Origin of the sequence: Variovorax sp. Root318D1 (genome assembly GCF_001424835.1) — a bacterium.
In the GTDB taxonomy this organism is placed as follows: Bacteria; Pseudomonadota; Gammaproteobacteria; order Burkholderiales; family Burkholderiaceae_C; genus Variovorax.
This window is the reverse complement of record NZ_LMCQ01000025.1, coordinates 179,733-197,158: the sequence shown is the minus strand read 5'-3', so window position 1 is coordinate 197,158 and position 17,426 is coordinate 179,733. Positions and strand designations below refer to the sequence as shown.

Annotated in this window: 15 protein-coding genes and 1 riboswitch; of the genes, 8 read left to right on the top strand and 7 right to left on the bottom strand. The window is 67.1% G+C overall.

Annotated elements, in window-relative coordinates; translation table 11 throughout:
• The first annotated feature begins 20 nt into the window (after positions 1 to 20).
• Both ASC78_RS26025 and iaaH read left to right on the top strand, forming a co-directional pair.
• Positions 21 to 1,151, top strand: coding sequence for an acyl-CoA dehydrogenase family protein (locus ASC78_RS26025; RefSeq protein ID WP_055808224.1), 1,131 nt, complete (start codon positions 21 to 23; stop codon positions 1,149 to 1,151).
• Between the two features lie 103 nt (positions 1,152 to 1,254).
• Positions 1,255 to 2,772 (top strand): indoleacetamide hydrolase, encoded by a 1,518-nt coding sequence (gene iaaH, locus ASC78_RS26020; RefSeq protein ID WP_157634524.1) that lies wholly within the window; start codon positions 1,255 to 1,257, stop codon positions 2,770 to 2,772.
• Positions 2,773 to 2,787: 15 nt separating this feature from the next.
• Here iaaH and ASC78_RS26015 read toward each other — a convergent pair whose 3' ends face one another.
• Positions 2,788 to 3,522, bottom strand: a complete 735-nt coding sequence (locus ASC78_RS26015; RefSeq protein ID WP_055808222.1) for a helix-turn-helix transcriptional regulator — start codon at positions 3,520 to 3,522, stop codon at positions 2,788 to 2,790.
• Between the two features lie 136 nt (positions 3,523 to 3,658).
• Between ASC78_RS26015 and ASC78_RS26010 the strand changes: the two genes are divergently transcribed.
• Positions 3,659 to 4,087 carry a YchJ family protein gene (locus ASC78_RS26010; protein ID WP_055808220.1) on the top strand — a complete coding sequence of 143 codons (429 nt, stop codon included), beginning with the start codon at positions 3,659 to 3,661 and terminating at the stop codon, positions 4,085 to 4,087.
• A gap of 26 nt (positions 4,088 to 4,113) precedes the next feature.
• Positions 4,114 to 4,217, top strand: a riboswitch (TPP riboswitch).
• A gap of 87 nt (positions 4,218 to 4,304) precedes the next feature.
• A complete protein-coding gene (gene thiC / locus ASC78_RS26005) occupies positions 4,305 to 6,191 on the top strand; it encodes a phosphomethylpyrimidine synthase ThiC (RefSeq protein WP_055808218.1) in 1,887 nt (628 codons plus the stop codon).
• 890 nt (positions 6,192 to 7,081) lie between these two features.
• Here the strand turns inward: thiC and ASC78_RS26000 are convergent.
• From ASC78_RS26000 to glyQ, 5 genes are read right to left on the bottom strand one after another with little or no spacing between them, the layout of a single operon-like run.
• Entirely contained in the window at positions 7,082 to 8,062 is a 981-nt protein-coding gene (locus ASC78_RS26000; protein ID WP_443082745.1) for a M48 family metallopeptidase, read from the bottom strand.
• Positions 8,063 to 8,082: 20 nt separating this feature from the next.
• Positions 8,083 to 8,853, bottom strand: coding sequence for a lysophospholipid acyltransferase family protein (locus ASC78_RS25995; protein WP_055808215.1), 771 nt, complete (start codon positions 8,851 to 8,853; stop codon positions 8,083 to 8,085).
• Positions 8,853 to 9,431, bottom strand: a complete 579-nt coding sequence (gmhB, locus tag ASC78_RS25990) for a D-glycero-beta-D-manno-heptose 1,7-bisphosphate 7-phosphatase (protein ID WP_055808213.1) — start codon at positions 9,429 to 9,431, stop codon at positions 8,853 to 8,855. The genes ASC78_RS25995 and gmhB overlap by 1 nt, the downstream gene beginning before the upstream one ends.
• A 29-nt stretch (positions 9,432 to 9,460) precedes the next feature.
• Positions 9,461 to 11,599, bottom strand: coding sequence for a glycine--tRNA ligase subunit beta (gene glyS, locus ASC78_RS25985; protein WP_055808211.1), 2,139 nt, complete (start codon positions 11,597 to 11,599; stop codon positions 9,461 to 9,463).
• A 3-nt stretch (positions 11,600 to 11,602) separates the two neighbouring features.
• On the bottom strand, positions 11,603 to 12,508 hold the full coding sequence (gene glyQ / locus ASC78_RS25980) for a glycine--tRNA ligase subunit alpha (RefSeq protein ID WP_055808465.1): 906 nt from the start codon (positions 12,506 to 12,508) through the stop codon (positions 11,603 to 11,605).
• A 257-nt stretch (positions 12,509 to 12,765) separates the two neighbouring features.
• Between glyQ and ASC78_RS25975 the strand changes: the two genes are divergently transcribed.
• Genes ASC78_RS25975 through ASC78_RS25965 form a run of 3 tightly spaced genes read left to right on the top strand, consistent with a single transcriptional unit; the run spans position 12,766 to position 15,384 of the window.
• Positions 12,766 to 13,731: a diacylglycerol/lipid kinase family protein gene (locus ASC78_RS25975; protein ID WP_055808209.1), complete on the top strand. Its 966-nt coding sequence runs from the start codon at positions 12,766 to 12,768 to the stop codon at positions 13,729 to 13,731.
• Positions 13,728 to 14,552, top strand: a complete 825-nt coding sequence (locus tag ASC78_RS25970; protein ID WP_055808207.1) for a metallophosphoesterase family protein — start codon at positions 13,728 to 13,730, stop codon at positions 14,550 to 14,552. The genes ASC78_RS25975 and ASC78_RS25970 overlap by 4 nt, the downstream gene beginning before the upstream one ends.
• A 10-nt stretch (positions 14,553 to 14,562) precedes the next feature.
• Positions 14,563 to 15,384, top strand: coding sequence for a phosphatase PAP2 family protein (locus ASC78_RS25965; RefSeq protein ID WP_055808464.1), 822 nt, complete (start codon positions 14,563 to 14,565; stop codon positions 15,382 to 15,384).
• Between the two features lie 118 nt (positions 15,385 to 15,502).
• Here the strand turns inward: ASC78_RS25965 and ASC78_RS25960 are convergent, their stop codons facing one another.
• Complete coding sequence (locus tag ASC78_RS25960) at positions 15,503 to 16,573, bottom strand: asparaginase (RefSeq protein ID WP_055808205.1); 1,071 nt, start codon at positions 16,571 to 16,573, stop codon at positions 15,503 to 15,505.
• A 151-nt stretch (positions 16,574 to 16,724) separates the two neighbouring features.
• Between ASC78_RS25960 and ASC78_RS25955 the strand changes: the two genes are divergently transcribed.
• Complete coding sequence (locus ASC78_RS25955; protein ID WP_200934368.1) at positions 16,725 to 17,405, top strand: TetR family transcriptional regulator C-terminal domain-containing protein; 681 nt, start codon at positions 16,725 to 16,727, stop codon at positions 17,403 to 17,405.
• The last annotated feature ends 21 nt before the right edge of the window (positions 17,406 to 17,426 follow it).

Here is a 17,426-nt window from a genome sequence, read left to right as displayed (position 1 = left end):
AGAAAGACAGGAGACACGCCATGCTGCTCAGTGCCGATCAAGAAGCCATCCGCGACGCGGTGCGCGATTTCTCTCAAGCCGAACTCTGGCCCAACGCCCCGACATGGGACCGCGAGCACAGCTTTCCCAAGGAAGCGCACCAGGGCCTGGCGGCGCTCGGCGCCTACGGCATCTGCGTGCCCGAGGAGCATGGCGGCGCGGGCCTGGACTACCTCACGCTCGCGCTGGTGCTGGAAGAAATCGCCGCCGGCGACGGCGGCACTAGCACGGCCATCAGTGTGACCAACTGCCCAGTCAACGCGATCCTCATGCGCTACGGCAACGCGCAGCAGAAGAAGCAGTGGCTCGAACCGCTCGCGCAGGGGCAGATGCTCGGCGCCTTCTGCCTCACCGAGCCGCAGGCCGGCAGCGATGCATCGAGCCTGCGCACCACGGCGCGCAAGGACGGTGACGGCTATGTGATCGATGGCGTGAAGCAGTTCATCACCAGCGGCAAGAACGGCCAGGTCGCCATCGTCATCGCGGTGACCGACAAGGGCGCGGGCAAGCGAGGCATGAGCGCGTTCATCGTGCCCACCAATGCGCCCGGCTACAGCGTGGCGCGGCTCGAGGACAAGCTGGGCCAGCACAGCAGCGACACCGCGCAGATCAACTTCGACGGCTGCCGCATCCCGGCGGAAAACCTCATCGGTGCCGAAGGCGAGGGCTACAAGATCGCGTTGGGCGCGCTCGAGGGCGGGCGCATCGGCATTGCGGCGCAGAGCGTGGGCATGGCGCGCAGTGCCTTCGACGTGGCGCTGGCCTATGCCAAGGAGCGGCAGGCCTTTGGCGGTTCGATCTTCGAGCAGCAGGCGGTCGGTTTCAGGCTGGCCGAATGCGCCACGCAACTCGAAGCCGCGCGCCAGCTGATCTGGCATGCAGCGAGCTTGCGCGACGCCGGCCGGCCCTGCCTCAAGGAGGCCGCCATGGCCAAGCTGTTCGCAAGCGAAATGGCCGAGCGCGTCTGCAGCGCGGCCATCCAGACGCTGGGCGGCTACGGTTACGTGAACGACTTTCCTCTGGAACGCATCTACCGCGACGTGCGCGTGTGCCAGATCTACGAAGGCACCTCGGACATCCAGAAACTGCTGATCCAGCGCGCGTTGGCGTGAGCGGGCGCGGGCGCCGCGGGCGCCTCGGTGTCATCGGTTTGGATGACAGACAGCAAAGGGCCGGCGGCGCAGCATGGCAGCCTCTTGGTCGGAGGTCTTTGCCATGTCCAATTTCAAACCCGTTCCCCTCGCCCTGGCCCTGCTGTCCCTCGGTGCCATGGGCTCGTCCGCGCAAGCTCAACCTGCCGCCCCGGACCTCGCCACGCTGACTGCGAGCGATGCGGTGCGGCAACTCTGCGAGGGCACCGTAAGCAGCGAGCAACTGGTGTCGGCCTACATCGCACAGGCCCATGCAGGCAAGAACCTCAATGCCTTCATCAGGATCGACGAAGCCGGCGCGCTGAAGGCCGCGCGCGCCGCCGACGTACAGCGCAAACGCGGCGGCGCCTGCAAGCCGCTGGCCGGTCTGCCGGTGGTCATCAAGGACAACATCCAGGTGCAAGACCTGCCTGCCACGGCCGGCTCACCTGCACTCAAGGGCTTCGTGCCGAGGACGGACGCCCCCGTAGTTGCCAAGCTTCGGGCGGCGGGCGCGGTCATCCTCGGCAAGACGAACATGCACGAGCTGGCCTTCGGGATCAGTGGCTACAACCCCGCGTTCCAGAGCGGCCCCGAAGTCGGCGTGCGCAACGCCTACGACGCGAGCCGCATCGCGGGCGGGTCTTCTTCCGGCAATGGCGCGGCGCTAGGCGCGCGCATGGCGCCGGCCGCGCTGGGCACCGACACGGGCGGATCGGTGCGCATTCCGTGTGCGTTCAATGGCTGCGCATCGCTGCGGCCGACCATGGGGCGCTATTCGCAGCAGGGCATCGCGCCGATCTCGCACACGCGCGACACGGCTGGACCGATGGCGCAGTCGATGGCTGACGTCGCGCTGCTCGATCGCGTGATCGCAGGCGGCTCGCCGCTCAAGCCCGCCGACCTCAAGCGGGTGCGGCTCGGCGTGGTGCCGGCCTTCTACGCAAACCTCGACGCGGACACGCGCGGCGCCACCGATGCAGCACTGGCCAAGCTGCGCGCGGCCGGCGTCACGCTGGTGGACGTCGAGATGCCGAAGCTCATGGAACTCAACGGCGCCATCGGCTTTCCGCTGGCACTCTACGAGGCGCACGACGACATGGTGGCCTACCTTGCGAAGTACCGCACCGGCATTGACATTGCGCAGCTCGCGGCCGGCATCGCAAGCCCCGACGTCAAGGGCACGTTCGAAACCTTCGTGATTCCGCGCAAGCTGCCCGCGCCAAACGGAGTGGTCGATGCCAGGCCGGCCTACGACAATGCCATGCGCGTGGCACGGCCCGCATTGCAGAAACTCTATCGCGACACCTTCGCAAAGAACAGGCTCGATGCGCTCGTATTCCCGACGGTGCCGCGCGTGGCATTGCCGGCCGGGGCCGAGGCCAGCAGTCCCGAGAACTTCGGCGCGCTGATCCAGAACACAGACCCCGGCAGCAACGCCGGAATTCCGGGCGTGCAGTTGCCATCGGGCTTGGGTGCGGAAAGCGGGCTGCCGGTGGGGCTGGAACTCGACGGACCGGCCGGCAGCGACCGCAAGCTGCTCGCCGTCGGGATCGCGGTGGAAGGCGTTCTGGGGCGCCTGCCTGCGCCCAAGACGAAATAGACCTTTTTTGGACGGTCAGCGCTTGACCAGGCCGGCCAGTGCCGACCGTCGCTCGATGCCGAGCTTGTCGAAGGTGCGACGCAGGTAGGTGCGCACCGTCGGCACGCTCACGGCCATGCGACGCGCGATCTCCTTGTCGGTGAGGCCTTCGCACACGGCCCGCGCCACATCCTTTTCTCGCGTGCTCAATGCCGCCCACGCCGCTTCAGCGGGCATAGGCACGGCGGCCGCCGTGCGCTGCGCGCGCTGCAACGCGCCGATGAACGCCGGCTCGATCAGGTCGAGCAGCGCCTTCTCGTGGTCGCCAAAATCTCCGCGCCCCTTGCGCCGCCAGATGCGCAGATCGCCCAACGCACGGCTGCCCTCGAAGGCATGCAGGTTCATGCCCCAATGCAGCCCGTCGCGCGAAAGAAAGTCGGTGAAGAACTCGGTGCGCATCAGTTCGCGCTGCGGCATCACGTCGGTCACCCGCGTGGCGCGACGGTGCGACTGCAGCACAAAGGTGATCGGGTCGTGGTGCTGGTGCCATTCGCCATAGCGGTCGAGGTTGGCAGGGTCCATGTTCAGCGCCACCCGCCCATCGAAGCGGCCGCTTTCGGCGTTCCACACGAAGGAGGCGAACTGGTCCGCACGCAGCAGGTCGAGCAGCGCCCAGCCCAGGCGCTCGCGGATGTCGCTTTCGCCGCGGTCTTGCGCCAGCAGCGTGAAAACGCCGCGCAACGCCTGCTGTTCGGAGCCCGTCAGGTACATCGCCGCCTTTGCTCTGTGGGTATGCCAAAGAAGGCTAGCGTCTAGCAAGCGCTGCGCCAAGCGAGTATCTCCGGATGCGGCCGCAGGGCTTGCCCCATCGGAGGAAGGGCCTCCGAGGTGTTCCAATAGGGGCTTCATGAGTGCCACCGATCCCACCACCGGACCTTGCCCCTGCGGCCGCACCGACCGCCGGGACAAACCCATCGGCTACGCCCTGTGCTGCGGCCGCTACCTCGACGATTTCGAGGGCACGCCCGCGCCCGACGCCGAATCGCTGATGCGTTCGCGCTATTCGGCCTTCGTCCTGGAGCGCGGCCCCTACCTGCTCGCCACCTGGCATCCGTCGACGCGCCCGGCCTCGATCGAGTTCGAACCCGGCGTGAAATGGCTCGGGCTCGACATCCGCTCGCGTTCGGTGCTCGATGCCGACCACGCCGAGGTCGAGTTCGTCGCCCGCCAGCGCAGCAGCACCGGCACCGCGACGCGCCTGCACGAGCGCAGCCGCTTCGTGCGCGAGGGGGACCGCTGGTTCTACCTCGAGGGCGACGTGCAGACCCCCGGTTGACGCACCGGGCCTCGGCCCGCACAATAGGCCCCGCTCCGGGGTGCACGCATGTGGCGTGCTGAGATGGCAAGTGCCGACCCGCGAACTTGATCCGGGTCATACCGGCGTAAGAAGAGCTGCACTCCCTGACTCCGGTCCCGCCACCCACCCACCGTGGCGGCCCAAAGTCCACCGAGCGATTGCGGAGCACCCTTTCCCTCAACAAGGAGTGCCCCGCATGAATGCCCCCGACAAGTTCACCTCCCTGCTTTCGCTGACGCGCGAGCCGTTTCCCGCTTCGCACAAGTGCCTGATTCCAGGCAGCCGCCCCGACCTGAACGTGCCGGTGCGCGACGTGCTGCTGACCAACGGCGAGACCGTCTCGCTCTACGACACCTCGGGTCCCTACACCGATGCCAAGGTCGACATCGACGTGCGCCGCGGCCTGCCTGGCGTGCGCGATGCATGGATCGCCGAGCGCAACGACACCGAAAGCTACGAGGGCCGCTCGCACCAAGCGCTCGACGAAGGCCTCAAGCACGCGCACGACCATGACGCGCAGCGCCTGGCCGAGTTGCGCGCCGGCGCATCGGCACTGCAGCGCACGCCGCGCCGCGCGAAGTCGGGCGCCAACGTCACGCAGATGCACTACGCACGCCGCGGCATCGTCACGCCCGAGATGGAATACGTGGCGCTGCGCGAGAACGGCAAGCGCGAATGGATGGCCGAATACCTCGCCAACGAAGAGCGTGCGAAGCGCGTGGCCGGCAATCCGATGGGCGCGAGCATTCCGCGCATCATCACGCCCGAGTTCGTGCGCGACGAGGTGGCGCGCGGCCGCGCGATCATTCCCGCCAACATCAACCACCCCGAAGTCGAGCCGATGGCCATCGGCCGCAACTTCAAGGTGAAGATCAACGCCAACATCGGCAACTCGGCCGTCACCTCGAGCATCGAGGAAGAGGTTGAAAAGCTGGTGTGGGCGATCCGCTGGGGCGCCGACAACGTGATGGACCTGTCGACCGGCAAGAACATTCACACCACGCGCGACTGGATCGTACGCAACTCGCCAGTGCCCATCGGCACCGTGCCGATCTATCAGGCGCTGGAGAAGGTGGGCGGCGTGGCCGAGGATCTCACCTGGGAGATCTTCCGCGACACGCTGATCGAGCAGGCCGAGCAGGGCATCGACTACTTCACCATTCACGCGGGCGTGCGCCTGCCGTTCATCCACCTGACCGCGGACCGCATGACGGGCATCGTCTCGCGCGGCGGCTCGATCATGGCCAAGTGGTGCATCGCGCACCACAAGGAGAGCTTTCTCTACGAGCGCTTCGAGGACATCTGCGACATCATGAAGGCGTACGACGTGAGCTTTTCGCTCGGCGACGGCCTGCGTCCGGGCTCGGGCGCCGATGCCAACGACGAAGCCCAGTTTGCCGAACTGCGCACGCTGGGCGAGCTCACGCAGATCGCGTGGAAGCACGACGTGCAGACCATGATCGAAGGCCCGGGCCACGTGCCGATGCACATGATCCAGGCCAACATGGACGAGCAGCTCAAGCACTGCCACGAAGCGCCGTTCTACACGCTCGGGCCGCTGACCATCGACATCGCGCCGGGCTACGACCACATCTCCAGCGCCATCGGCGCCGCGATGATCGGCTGGGCGGGCACCGCCATGCTCTGCTACGTGACGCCCAAGGAGCACCTGGGCCTGCCCGACCGCGACGACGTGAAGCAGGGGATCATTGCCTACAAGATCGCCGCGCATGCGGCGGACGTGGCCAAGGGACACCCTGGAGCCCGATCGCGCGACGATGCATTGAGCAAGGCACGCTTCGAATTCCGCTGGCAGGATCAGTTCAATCTCGGCCTCGACCCCGACACCGCGCGCGAATTCCATGACGAGACGCTGCCGAAGGATTCGAGCAAGGTGGCGCACTTCTGTTCGATGTGCGGCCCAAAGTTCTGCTCGATGAAGATCACGCAGGAGGTGCGCGAGTACGCGGCGAAGAAGGGCGTGGCGGAGGCGGAGGCCATGGCGGCTGGCATGGCCGAGAAGTCGCAGGAGTTTGCTGCGGCCGGCGGGGAGATGTATATCCCGATTCGGGCGGTGTCTTAGTTTTTCCCGGGGCCGGGTCTCGCCCCGGCGGGCGACTCACTTTCTTTGCTTCGCCAAAGAAAGTAAGCAAAGAAAGGCGACCCCTACTGTCTGCGTCCCTTCGCTGCGCTACGGGCAGCCTGCGGTGCTCGATTCCGGCGGGGGTCCGCAGAACTCGCTTCGCTCAAACAGCTGCGGCCCTGATCCCGCCTGCATCTGCGCTCCTCGGCGCATACAGAAGGGGTGGGAGCGGGCAGCCTTCGCTCTCGCTCGGCCCCAAGACCAACAGCCAATACCGAAGCCCACGCCAATAACCATCCCAACCACCGCGGCGCGCAGCGCCGCGGTGGCCTGGTGGCCGAGCGAAGCAAAGGCCCGTGTGGATTCCCCGCCCCTCTGTATGCGCCGAGGAGCGCAGGGTTTCGCGGATCAGGGCTCGCAGCTGNGCAGAACTCGCTTCGCTCAAACAGCTGCGGCCCTGATCCCGCCTGCATCTGCGCTCCTCGGCGCATACAGAAGGGGTGGGAGCGGGCAGCCTTCGCTCCCGCTCGGCCCCAACCCCAACAGCCAAACTCAATACCGAAGCCCAGTACCAACCATCGCAGGCGCTGCGCGCCTGCGATGGCCTGGTGGCCGAGCGAAGCAAAGGCCCGTGTGATTCCCCCGCCCCTCTGTATGCGCCGAGGAGCGCAGGGTTTCGCGGATCAGGGCTCGCAGCTGTTTGAGCGAAGCGAGTTCTGCGAGACCCCGCGAAACCCGAGCACCGCAGGTTGCCCGTAGCGAAGGGTCGCAGACAGTGGGGTCGCCTTTCTTTTGCCTACGTTTCTTTGGCGAAGCAAAGAAAAGTAGGTCGCCCGCCGGGGCGAGTCCCGGCCTCGGAACTTAAACAAGCAGCAGCAGCAGCAGCAGCCTCAAGACCACCGAGGCACAGCCTCATCCTTGAGCTGCTGCCGGAGCAGGTCGTAGTCCGGCACCACGCTCTCCACCGTCTCCCAGAACCGGTGCGAGTGGTCCATTACCCGCAGATGCGCGAGCTCGTGCGCGACCACGTAGTCGATCACCGGCAGGCGAAAGTGGATCAGGCGCCAGTTCAGCCGTATCGATCCATCGACGCTCGCACTGCCCCATCGCGTGGCGGCGTTCGACAGCGACAGCTTCTGCCAGCGCACGCCCAGCCGCGGCGCGAAGTGGTCGAGCCGTTCTATAAAGAGCCGCCGCGCGTGTCGCATGAGCCAGGCCTGGGCGGCGTCGCGGATCTGCGAAGCTTCGGCGTTCTGCGCCACGGCCAAACGCAAGATGCGCGGCCCGCCAACGGCGTCGCTTGCATCGAGCGTGCCGCCAACGCTTGCAAAGCCATGCTTCGGATCGAGGCGGATCACGACCGGTTCGCCCATGAACGGAAATTGCGCGCCATCCTTCCACTCGATGCGCGTGGCCTCGACGCGCGCGTGGCGCTGCCGGGTTTCGAGCAGCTTGCGCAGGATCCAGTCGGACTTTTCCTTGATGGCGGCATCCACGTCGCGCAGCGTGACCCAGCGGGGCGCGCGCACCGACAGGCCTTCGGCGCCGACGACGAATCCGATGGTCTTGCGCTTGCCGCGCTTGAACTCGTAGGCCACGCGTGCCGAGCCCAGCACCGTTTCGCGTGTGGCCTGCGGGTGCACGAAGCTCGCAAGCGACAGCGTGTCGCGCAGCGGAATGGCGGGAAGCGTGGGACCGGCATCTTCATGGGCCCCATGCTGTTGCGACTCCTTGGCCGCCGCGGGCGAAGGCACGGGTGGTGCGGCCTTCTTCTTGACCTTTTTGGACCGCGGCGAAGGCGCCTTGGCCGGCGCAAACTCGTTGCCCAGACCTTCGAACAGGTCCATCGTGAACTGAAGCAGCCCCCGCATGTCGGGTCTTTCGTCGTTCGTCAGCGGGCTTCTTGCGGCAGCTGCAGCGGCGGGCTGTCGCGGTAGGCCTCGGGGTCGAGCCGGCGCATCTCGGATTCGATCCAGGCTTCGACTTCGCGCATCAGCTCATCGGGCTTGCGGCCAATGCTGGGAATGGCCGGGCCGATCGACACGTCGACCACGCCGGGGCGCTTGATGAAAGCCTTGCGCGGCCAGACCTTGGCCGAGGTTACGGCGACCGGGATCACCGGCACGCCGGTTTCGCAGGCGAGCCGCGTGCCGCCGCTCTTGTAGGTGCCCTTCTGGCCGCGCGGAATGCGGGTGCCTTCGGGAAACATGATGATCCAGATGCCCTGGGCAAGCAGCTTGCGGCCCTGGTTCACGACCTTGTTGAACGCCTGCGCGCGCTGGCTGCGGTCGATGTGGATCATGTCGAGCCGGGCCATTGCCCAGCCGAAGAAAGGCACGTAGATCAGCTCTTTCTTGAACACGAAAGCCAGCGGATGCGGCATCAGCGTGGGCATCAGAAAAGTCTCGAAGGTCGACTGGTGCTTGACCAGCAGCACCGCGCCTGCGAGCTTGTCGGAGGGCAGGTTTTCCATGCCCGTCACGCGGGTGCGGATACCCAGCAGCACGCGCGCGCCGCCGATGGCCCAGCTGAGCCATTGCACCGCCATCCAGTAGAGCGGAATGCCGCGCTTCCAGAGCGAACTGACGCACATGATGATGCCCCAGGGCACCACGGTGACGAGCATCCAAAGGGCATGGAGCACGGAACGGATAAACGCCATCAGACAGCCACCTGCAGTGCGGCCTGCGCTTCGCGCGCAAGCAAGAATTCAACAAAGGCGGCCAGGCTCTCGTGAACCATGGTGTTCGCCGGATATTCGGGCGGCAGCGGATCGATGCCGCGGCACGCCGCGCCCATGCCGGTGAGCAGCAGGTGCGGCTCGCAGCCGGCGGCCGCGCCGGCCTGCAGGTCGCGCAGGCTGTCGCCCGCGGTGGGCACGTCTTTCAAATCGATGCCGTAGCGGTCGCCGATCTGGCGGAACAGGCCTGGTGCGGGCTTGCGGCAATCGCAGCCTTCGTCGGGGCTGTGCGGGCAATAGAAGACCGCATCGACCCGCCCGCCCACAGCCGCGAGCATCTTGTGCATCTTGGCGTGCATGGCATTGAGCGACGCCATGTCGAACAGGCCGCGTCCCAGGCCCGACTGGTTGGAGGCGACCACCACGTGCCACCCGGCATGGTTGAGCTTGGCCACGGCCTCGAGCGCGCCGGGCAGCGGCGTCCACTCGATGTCGCTCTTGACGAAATCTTCGCGGTGCACGTTGATCGTGCCGTTGCGGTCGAGGATGACGAGTTTCATGGCGTTGGCAAAAAAGCCCGTGCTTCGCTTCAGGCTGCCAACCGTTCGAGTTGCGCCACGCGGTTCATCGCGACGTGCAACGACATCAGCAAGCCCAGCCGGTTGAGGCGAAGGTCGGCCTGTTCGGCATTGACCATCACGCCGTCGAAGAAGGCATCGACCGGCTCGCGCAGCGCGGCCAACGTCTGCAGCGAAGCGGTGTAGTCGCCGGCATCGAACTGCGCATTGGCGGCGGGCACGACTTCGGCCATGGCGGCGTGCAGCGCCTTCTCGGCCGGCTCGTGCAGCAGCAGTTCGCTTACGTGAGCATCGGCTTCGGGCGCCTTCTTGAGGATGTTGCCGATGCGCTTGTTGGCAGCGGCCAGCGCCGCCGCGGCGGGCAGTGCGGCAAAGGCGCGTACGGCCGCCAGCAGCTTGGGCACTTCGCCCAGGCGCTGCGGTCGCGGCGCCAGCACGGCGTCAACCTCTTGCGCGCTGGCGCCCTGCTCGCGCAGGCTGCCGGCGAGGCGGTCGAGAATGAAGTCCTGCAGCTCGGCGGTGGCCTTGCCGGTGTCGAAGCCGTCGATGTCCTTGAACTGCGCGGCAGCGTCCTGCAGCAGCGCGTCCAGTTTCAGCGGCAGGTCTTTCTCGATCAGCATGCGGATCACGCCGAGCGCATGGCGGCGCAGCGCGAACGGGTCGCGGTCGCCGGTGGGCAGGTTGCCGATGCCGAACATGCCGACCAGTGTTTCGAGTTTGTCGGCCAGCGCGACCACGATGCCGACCTTGTGGCGCGGCAGGTCGTCGCCGGCAAAGCGCGGCTTGTAGTGGTCCTCGATGGCGTCGGCCACTTCGGCGGACAGGCCGTCGTGCAGCGCGTAGTAGCGGCCCATGGTGCCCTGCAGCTCGGGGAACTCGCCCACCATGTCGGTCACCAAATCGGCCTTGGCCAGCTGTGCCGCCTGCACGGCGTGCGCGGTGAGCGTGGCATCCCCCAACGGCGCCGCAATGGCACGCGCAATGCGCATCACGCGTTCCACGCGCTCGCCTTGGGTGCCGAGCTTGTTGTGATAGACCACCTTGCCCAGCGATTCGACGCGCGAAGCCAGCGATTTCTTGCGGTCCTGGTCGAAGAAGAACTTGGCGTCGGCCAGGCGCGGGCGCACCACGCGCTCGTTGCCGCCGACCACCGCGCTCGCATCCTCGGGGCTGATATTGCTGACGACCAGGAACTTGTTGGTGAGCTTGCTCGATGAATCGAGCAGCGGAAAGTACTTCTGGTTGGCCTTCATCGTGAGGATGAGGCACTCCTGCGGCACTTCGAGAAACTCGCGCTCGAAGCTGCAGACCAGCACGTTGGGCCGTTCGACCAGCGCCGTCACTTCGTCGAGCAGCGCGTCGTCGTGGATGGGCACGGTGCCGCCGCCGGCGCGCACGGCCGCGGCCGCAAGCTGGCGCGCAATCTCGGTGCGGCGGGCCTCGAAACTCGCGAGGACGGCGCCCTCGTCCTGCATCTGCAGCGCATAGCTGTTGGCGTCGCGCAGCACCACGGGGTCGATGGCGGCTTCGAAACGGTGGCCGTGGGTCTCGCGGCCCGCATGAAGGCCCAGCGCCTCGACCGGCACCACCCCGTCGCCGTGCAGCGCCACCAGCCCGTGCGCGGGGCGCACGAAGCTCACGCTGCTCCAGCCCGGCAGCTCGCAGCCGCTTTCGAGCTGGTAGCTCATCACCTTGGGAATCGGCAGTTTGGCGATCGCTTCGGCCAGCGCCTTCTGCAGGCCTTCAGCCAGGGTGGCGCCCTTGGCAGTGCTTTCATAGAACAGGGCTTCGGCCTTGCCGTCCAGCGCGCGTTTGAGGCCGGGCACGACCGAGGCGTCGGCGCCCAGCGCGGCCAGCCGCTTGAGCAGCGCGGGCGTGGGCTGGCCCGAAGCGTCGAGCCCCACGGTGACAGGCATGAGCTTTTGCGACACGGCCTTGTCGGCAGCGCGCTCGGCCACATGCGTGAGGTGCGCGGCCAGGCGGCGCGGCGATGCGTACGCGGTCAGCACGGACGCAGGCTCGGCGAGCCCCTGGGCCACGAGCTGGTCGCGCAGGCCGTTGGCAAAGGCTTCACCGAGTTTCTTCAGGGCCTTGGGCGGCAGCTCTTCCACGAAGAGTTCGACCAACAGGTTCTTTTGCACGCTCGTCATCGCTCAGGCTGCCTTCTTCGTGATTTGTGCGACCCACTCGCGCGGTGCCATCGGGAAACCGAGCCGCTCGCGGCTCTCGTAGTAGCTCTGCGCCACGCTGCGCGCGAGGTTGCGGATGCGGCCGATATAGGCCGCGCGCTCGGTCACGCTGATGGCGCCGCGGGCGTCGAGCAGGTTGAAACTGTGCGCGGCCTTGAGCACCTGCTCGTAGGCCGGCAGCGCCAGCTGTTCGGTCATGAGGTGCTTGGCCTGCTTTTCGTGCGCATTGAAGGCGGTGAAGAGGAATTCGGCGTCGCTGTGTTCGAAGTTGTAAGTCGACTGCTCGACCTCGTTCTGCTTGTACACATCGCCGTAGCTCAGGCCTTCGGTCCACGTGAGGTTGTAGACGTTGTCCACGCCCTGCAAGTACATGGCCAGGCGTTCCAGGCCGTAGGTGATCTCGCCGGTGATGGGCTTGCAGTCGATGCCGCCCACCTGCTGGAAATAGGTGAACTGCGTCACCTCCATGCCGTTGAGCCAGACCTCCCAGCCCAGGCCCCAGGCGCCGAGCGTCGGATTTTCCCAATCGTCCTCGACGAAGCGGATGTCGTTCTTCTTCAGGTCGAAGCCCAGCGCCTCCAGGCTGCCGAGGTACAGCTCCAGGATGTTGCTGGGCGCCGGCTTGAGCACCACCTGGTATTGGTAGTAGTGCTGCAGCCGGTTCGGGTTCTCGCCGTAGCGGCCGTCCTTGGGGCGGCGGCTGGGCTGCACGTAGGCGGCCTTCCACGGCTCGGGGCCGAGCGCGCGCAGGAAGGTGGCGGTGTGCGAGGTGCCTGCGCCCACTTCCATGTCGTACGGTTGCAGCAGCGCACAGCCCTTGTCGGCCCAGTACGACTGCAGTTTGAGAATGATTTGCTGGAAGGTCAACATGAAGCTGGCCGGCGTGACCGGGCGTTGGACGGTAGCGCGGCGAAGCACCGCGAAAGCAGACGATTTTACGGTCGGAGGGCAACTCTCCCACAGCCGGCCGGGATGCCGGCCGCCGGCGCGGCGGCGAGGGGCGTGAGATAACGGGCTACCGGTTGCGCGCGATCGCCTCGCAGCTGCCTTTCCCCGAGCTTCATTCGCCTACCCACCCCTCGGCTTGCACGAGCCGCGGGACCCGCCTCTTTCCGCTTCACTTGCACATGCCAGCCCCCCTCATCGGCCCGAGTTCCCCGATATTCATCGTCCTCAATGGCGGCTCCGGCAGCGCGGACGCCGCCGCAACCCGACGGATCGTCGAAGAGGGCTGCGCCGCGGCCGGCCGGCGGCACCGCATCTTCGTGGTCGACGAACGCGCGACGGTACAGGCGCTCGCGCGCGAGGCGGTCGAGCGCGCCCGCGCCGTGGGCGGGGTGGTGGTGGCCGCGGGCGGCGACGGCACCGTCAACGCGGTGGCGCAGGCCACGCTCGGCAGCGGGCTGGCCTTTGGCGTGCTACCGCAAGGCACGTTCAATTACTTTGCCCGCACCCACGGCATCCCGCGCGACACGGCCGAGGCGCTGGAGGTACTGCTGACAGAGCAACCCCGTTCGGCGCAGGTGGGGCTGGTCAATGACCGCATCTTTCTGGTGAACGCCAGCATGGGCCTGTACGCCGAGCTGCTGGAAGACCGCGAAAGCTACAAGGCGCGCTATGGGCGCAGCCGCTGGATCGCGTTCTCCGCCGGTCTTCTCACCGTGATGCGCGGCCACCGGCACTGGAACCTGCGCATGGCCTGGCGCGGCCAGGAGCGCGACCTGCGCACGCCGACGCTGTTCGTCGGCAACAACCCGTTGCAGTTGCTGCAAGTCGGCATCGAACACGCCGATGCGCCTGAAAACGGGCAGCTGGCGGCCGTGGCGCTGAAACCCGTGGGAGTGCTTGCGATGCCGGGCCTGCTGGTGCGCGGTGCCTTGGGCCGGCTCGGCAGCGCCGACGAGGTATTGAGCTTTCCGTTCGAATCGATGACAGTGAAAGCCAGCCGCTCGCACGGCCCGCGCCGCGTCAAGGTGGCCACCGACGGCGAGATCGCATGGGCCGAGATGCCGCTGCTGTTCCGCGTCTCGCCCGAGCCACTATGGCTGGTGCGGCCCGACGCCGCGCCCGAACTGGAGGCCGCCAAGGAATGAGCTGCCTGCTTCAGATCTCCGACACGCATTTCGGCACCGAACAGCCCGAGGTGATGGATGCGCTCGAGCGGCTCGCACGCTCCTTGTCGCCGCAGGTGGTCGTGCTCTCCGGCGACATCACCCAGCGCGGCACGCGCGCGCAATTTGCGGCGGCGCGCGCCTTCGTCGACCGGCTGGACGCACCGGCGGTGATTGCCATACCGGGCAACCACGACATCCCGCTTTTTCAGCTGGGGGCGCGGCTGTTCGCGCCGTATGAAAGATACGCCGGCGCTTTCGGGGCCGACCTGGAGCCGGTGTTCGAATCCGCCGAATGGCTGGTGGTCGCGGTCAACACCACGCGCTGGTACCGGCATGCGGACGGCGAGGTCTCTGCTGCGCAGATCGAGCGGGTGGCGCACAGGCTGGCGGCCGCTTCGCCCGACCAATTGCGCGTGGTGGTCACGCACCAGCCGGTGATGGTGACGCGGCAGGAAGACATGCAGAACCGGCTGCACGGGCGCGAAGCCGCCGTCGCGAGCTGGTGCGCGGCCGGCGCCGACCTGATCCTCGGCGGGCACATCCACCTGCCGTTCGTACGCTCGCTGCACGACGCCTACGCCGGCTGCCCGCGCACGACGTGGGCGGTGCAGGCCGGCACGGCGGTGTCGTCGCGCCTGCGCGCGGGGCATCCCAATTCGGTGAACGTGCTGCGGCTGGGTGAAGCCGACGACGGCCGCGCCTGCCAGGCGGAGCGCTGGGACCATTCAGCCGCGGACAAGGCCTTCGTGTGCGCCAAAGTATTGCAACTCCCGCTTGCCAGCGCCGCGGCACCCGCTTAGGGTGCGCCGCATGTTCACGGAAGCCCCTGCCCTCGTACTTCTTGCACGCCAGCTCGGCGAGCACTCCCTTGCCTGGTTTACGGGCGTTCTTGCACTCTCGGTGCTCGGCGCCGGTTCGGTCTGCCGCGCGTGGCAGCAGCGCCGCACCCGGACCTTGCCGACCGGCGAACCGGAAGAACCGCGGCTCGCGGCCGCGCTGGCCATGGGTTTTTTGGCGATCCTCGGGGCGGCGAGCCTCGTGGCGTACATCGCATCGAAGCTCGGCGACGGACGCTTGCTCGGCCTGGCCGACCAGGCGCTGGCCGACGCCATCGGCGACCATGTGCCCTGGGCGGCCCTCGTGGTTTTCAGCTGGCTCACGCATCTGGGCGACGCCGAACTGCTTGCGCCGGTATGCCTGATCGTGGCCTTGCTGCTGTGGCGCAAGGCACATCATGGCCTGGCGCTGGGCTGGATGATGGCGCTCGGAGGCATCGTGCTGCTGAACCCCGCCCTCAAGCGCATCTTTGCGCGGGCGCGGCCGCTGCACGACCATGGCCTGGCGCTTGAAACGAGCTTCAGCTTTCCGAGCGGCCACAGCGCGGGCGCGATCGTGAGCTACGGCATGCTGATGTACTTGGCGCTGCGCCTGTTGCCCGCGCGCTGGCATGTGCCGGCGGCCATGGCGGCTGCGGCCGCCATCGTCACCATCGCGTGCAGCCGCGTCTTCTTGCAGGTGCATTTCGCAAGCGACGTGGCGGCCGGCCTGCTGACCGGGCTCGCCTGGCTGCTCGTGTGCGTGAGCAGCCTCGAATACGCGCGGCACCGCAAGCGGCGGCGCAGCCGTCCCTGAGCGGTATCGATCGGGGAGGTCTTCGCCAGGAACACCGCGGAACCGGCTTTGCCGGGCCGCTGGTGTTGCCCCCTTGAGGGGGAGGCGGCTACACGAAGTGAGCCGCTTCGGGGGTGGGTCAATACTCCCAGAAGATGCGCTGGAGTTCTTTCGTGTCGCTGGTCTTCGTCAGGGCCACCATCGCCAGGATGCGCGCCTTCTGCGGACGCAGGTCGTGCGCAACCACCCAGTCGTACTTGTCGTCGGGCTGCTCGGCATTGCGGATCACGAAGCCGTCGGCCACGCGCGAGCTGCGAATGATGATCGCGCCGTCGGTGCGCGCCTTTTGCAGGTTCGGCACGATGCGGTTGGCCACCGAGCCATTGCCGGTGCCGCCGTGGATGATCGCCTTGATGCCGCTCTTGGCGAACGCGTCGATGGCGATGGACGAAACGCCCTCGTAGCCCATCGCGATCTCGACCGGCGGCAGCGCATTGATCGCGTCGATGTCGAATTCCGAAGCCATGGTGTGGCGCTTGACCGGTGCGCGGAACCAGTAGTTCTTGCCTTCGACCACCATGCCGAGCGGGCCCCACTGGCTCGAGAAGGCGCTGGTCTTGACGTTGACGTTCTTGCTCACGTCGCGGCCGCTGTCGATGTTGTCGTTCATCGTCACGAGCACGCCCTTGCCGGCGGCATCCTTGCTGCCTGCCACGCTGACCGCGTCATACAGGTTGAGCGCGCCGTCGGCCGAGAGGGCCGTGCCCGGGCGCATGGAGCCGACCACGACGATCGGCTTGTTGGTGCGCACGGTGAGCGTCAGGAAGTACGCGGTTTCTTCCAGCGTATCGGTGCCGTGCGTGATGACGATGCCGTCCACGTCGGCTTGCTTCGACAGCGCGGACACGCGCTTGGCAAGCGTCAGCAGGTTGTCGTTGGTGAGGCTTTCGGAAGCCACCTGGAACACCTGCTCGCCGCGCACGTTGGCGATCTTCGAAAGCTCAGGCAGGCCGGCAATCAGCTTGTCCACGCCGACCTTGGCGGCCGCATAGGTGGCACTGTTGACGGCCGAGGCGCCTGCCCCCGCAATGGTGCCGCCGGTGGCCAGGATCACCACATTGGGCAATGCCTGCTGGGCTTGCGCGAGGGCGCTGGCCGCGAGCAGTGCGGCACCGGCCGCGAAGGCCCTGAAACGGGGAGAAAGGTACATGAAGGAACTCCTTTGTCTTGAACGAATTTCTGGAAGCGGCGAGAAGATACATGAACCATGCCCGCATGCCTTGGTCTTCCATGCCGGCATGGCATGCGGTGATGCGCCAAGGATTACCATCGGTTCGCGCACCGCCGCAAATCCCCATGCAATGAACGCCAACCCCACCGCCCTTCCCCCGACAACCGCCCAGGAAATGCCCGCCCCCGACGGCCCGCTGTCGCGCGCCCGGCCGGGCCGCGAGCGCATCATGGCCGCCATCCGATCGGCGGCGGTCACCGAGTTCAGCCTGCATGGCCTGAAGGGCACCTCCACCCAGGCCATTGCCGCGCGCGCCGGCCTGACCAAGCCCCAACTGCACTACTACATCGCCGGCAAGGAAGAGCTCTACGAGGAGCTGCTGATGCAGGTGCTGCATGCCTGGAAGGTGGTGTTCTCGTTCGAGGACGCCAGCGACCCGGCCACGGTGCTGGGCGACTACATCCGAAAAAAGCTCGACCACGCCTTCGACAACCCCGAGATCTCGCGCATCTTCACCCGCGAGGTGCTCGACGGCGGCCGCAACCTCGACCGCTATTGGCCCAATGCGCGGGCCTGGACGCAGAAGAAGGTCGACGTCATCAACGGCTGGATCGCGCGCGGGCAGATGCGCCCGCTGGACGCGCGCCTGCTCCTGATGCACATCTGGGCCATGACCCAGAGCTACGCCGACTATGCGATACAGACCCGCGTGATGCTCGGCCTGCCGCCCGACGCACCCATCGACCGCGAGCCGATTGCGCGCGAACTGGTGGCGTTCGTGCTGGGCGGCTGCGGGATCAACAGGCCGTAGCCGACCGCCCCGGGGCAGGTC

Coding starts and splice junctions, on each gene's coding strand:
- ASC78_RS25995 (WP_055808215.1), bottom strand. CDS start 8,853: ATGGCGTTTATCCGTTCCGTGCTCCATGCCCTTTGGATGCTCGTCACC.
- iaaH (WP_157634524.1), top strand. CDS start 1,255: ATGTCCAATTTCAAACCCGTTCCCCTCGCCCTGGCCCTGCTGTCCCTC.
- glyS (WP_055808211.1), bottom strand. CDS start 11,599: ATGACGAGCGTGCAAAAGAACCTGTTGGTCGAACTCTTCGTGGAAGAG.
- ASC78_RS26010 (WP_055808220.1), top strand. CDS start 3,659: ATGAGTGCCACCGATCCCACCACCGGACCTTGCCCCTGCGGCCGCACC.
- ASC78_RS25955 (WP_200934368.1), top strand. CDS start 16,725: ATGAACGCCAACCCCACCGCCCTTCCCCCGACAACCGCCCAGGAAATG.
- ASC78_RS26015 (WP_055808222.1), bottom strand. CDS start 3,522: ATGTACCTGACGGGCTCCGAACAGCAGGCGTTGCGCGGCGTTTTCACG.
- thiC (WP_055808218.1), top strand. CDS start 4,305: ATGAATGCCCCCGACAAGTTCACCTCCCTGCTTTCGCTGACGCGCGAG.
- gmhB (WP_055808213.1), bottom strand. CDS start 9,431: ATGAAACTCGTCATCCTCGACCGCAACGGCACGATCAACGTGCACCGC.
- ASC78_RS25960 (WP_055808205.1), bottom strand. CDS start 16,573: ATGTACCTTTCTCCCCGTTTCAGGGCCTTCGCGGCCGGTGCCGCACTG.
- ASC78_RS26000 (WP_443082745.1), bottom strand. CDS start 8,062: ATGCGGGGGCTGCTTCAGTTCACGATGGACCTGTTCGAAGGTCTGGGC.
- glyQ (WP_055808465.1), bottom strand. CDS start 12,508: ATGTTGACCTTCCAGCAAATCATTCTCAAACTGCAGTCGTACTGGGCC.
- ASC78_RS26025 (WP_055808224.1), top strand. CDS start 21: ATGCTGCTCAGTGCCGATCAAGAAGCCATCCGCGACGCGGTGCGCGAT.
- ASC78_RS25970 (WP_055808207.1), top strand. CDS start 13,728: ATGAGCTGCCTGCTTCAGATCTCCGACACGCATTTCGGCACCGAACAG.
- ASC78_RS25965 (WP_055808464.1), top strand. CDS start 14,563: ATGTTCACGGAAGCCCCTGCCCTCGTACTTCTTGCACGCCAGCTCGGC.
- ASC78_RS25975 (WP_055808209.1), top strand. CDS start 12,766: ATGCCAGCCCCCCTCATCGGCCCGAGTTCCCCGATATTCATCGTCCTC.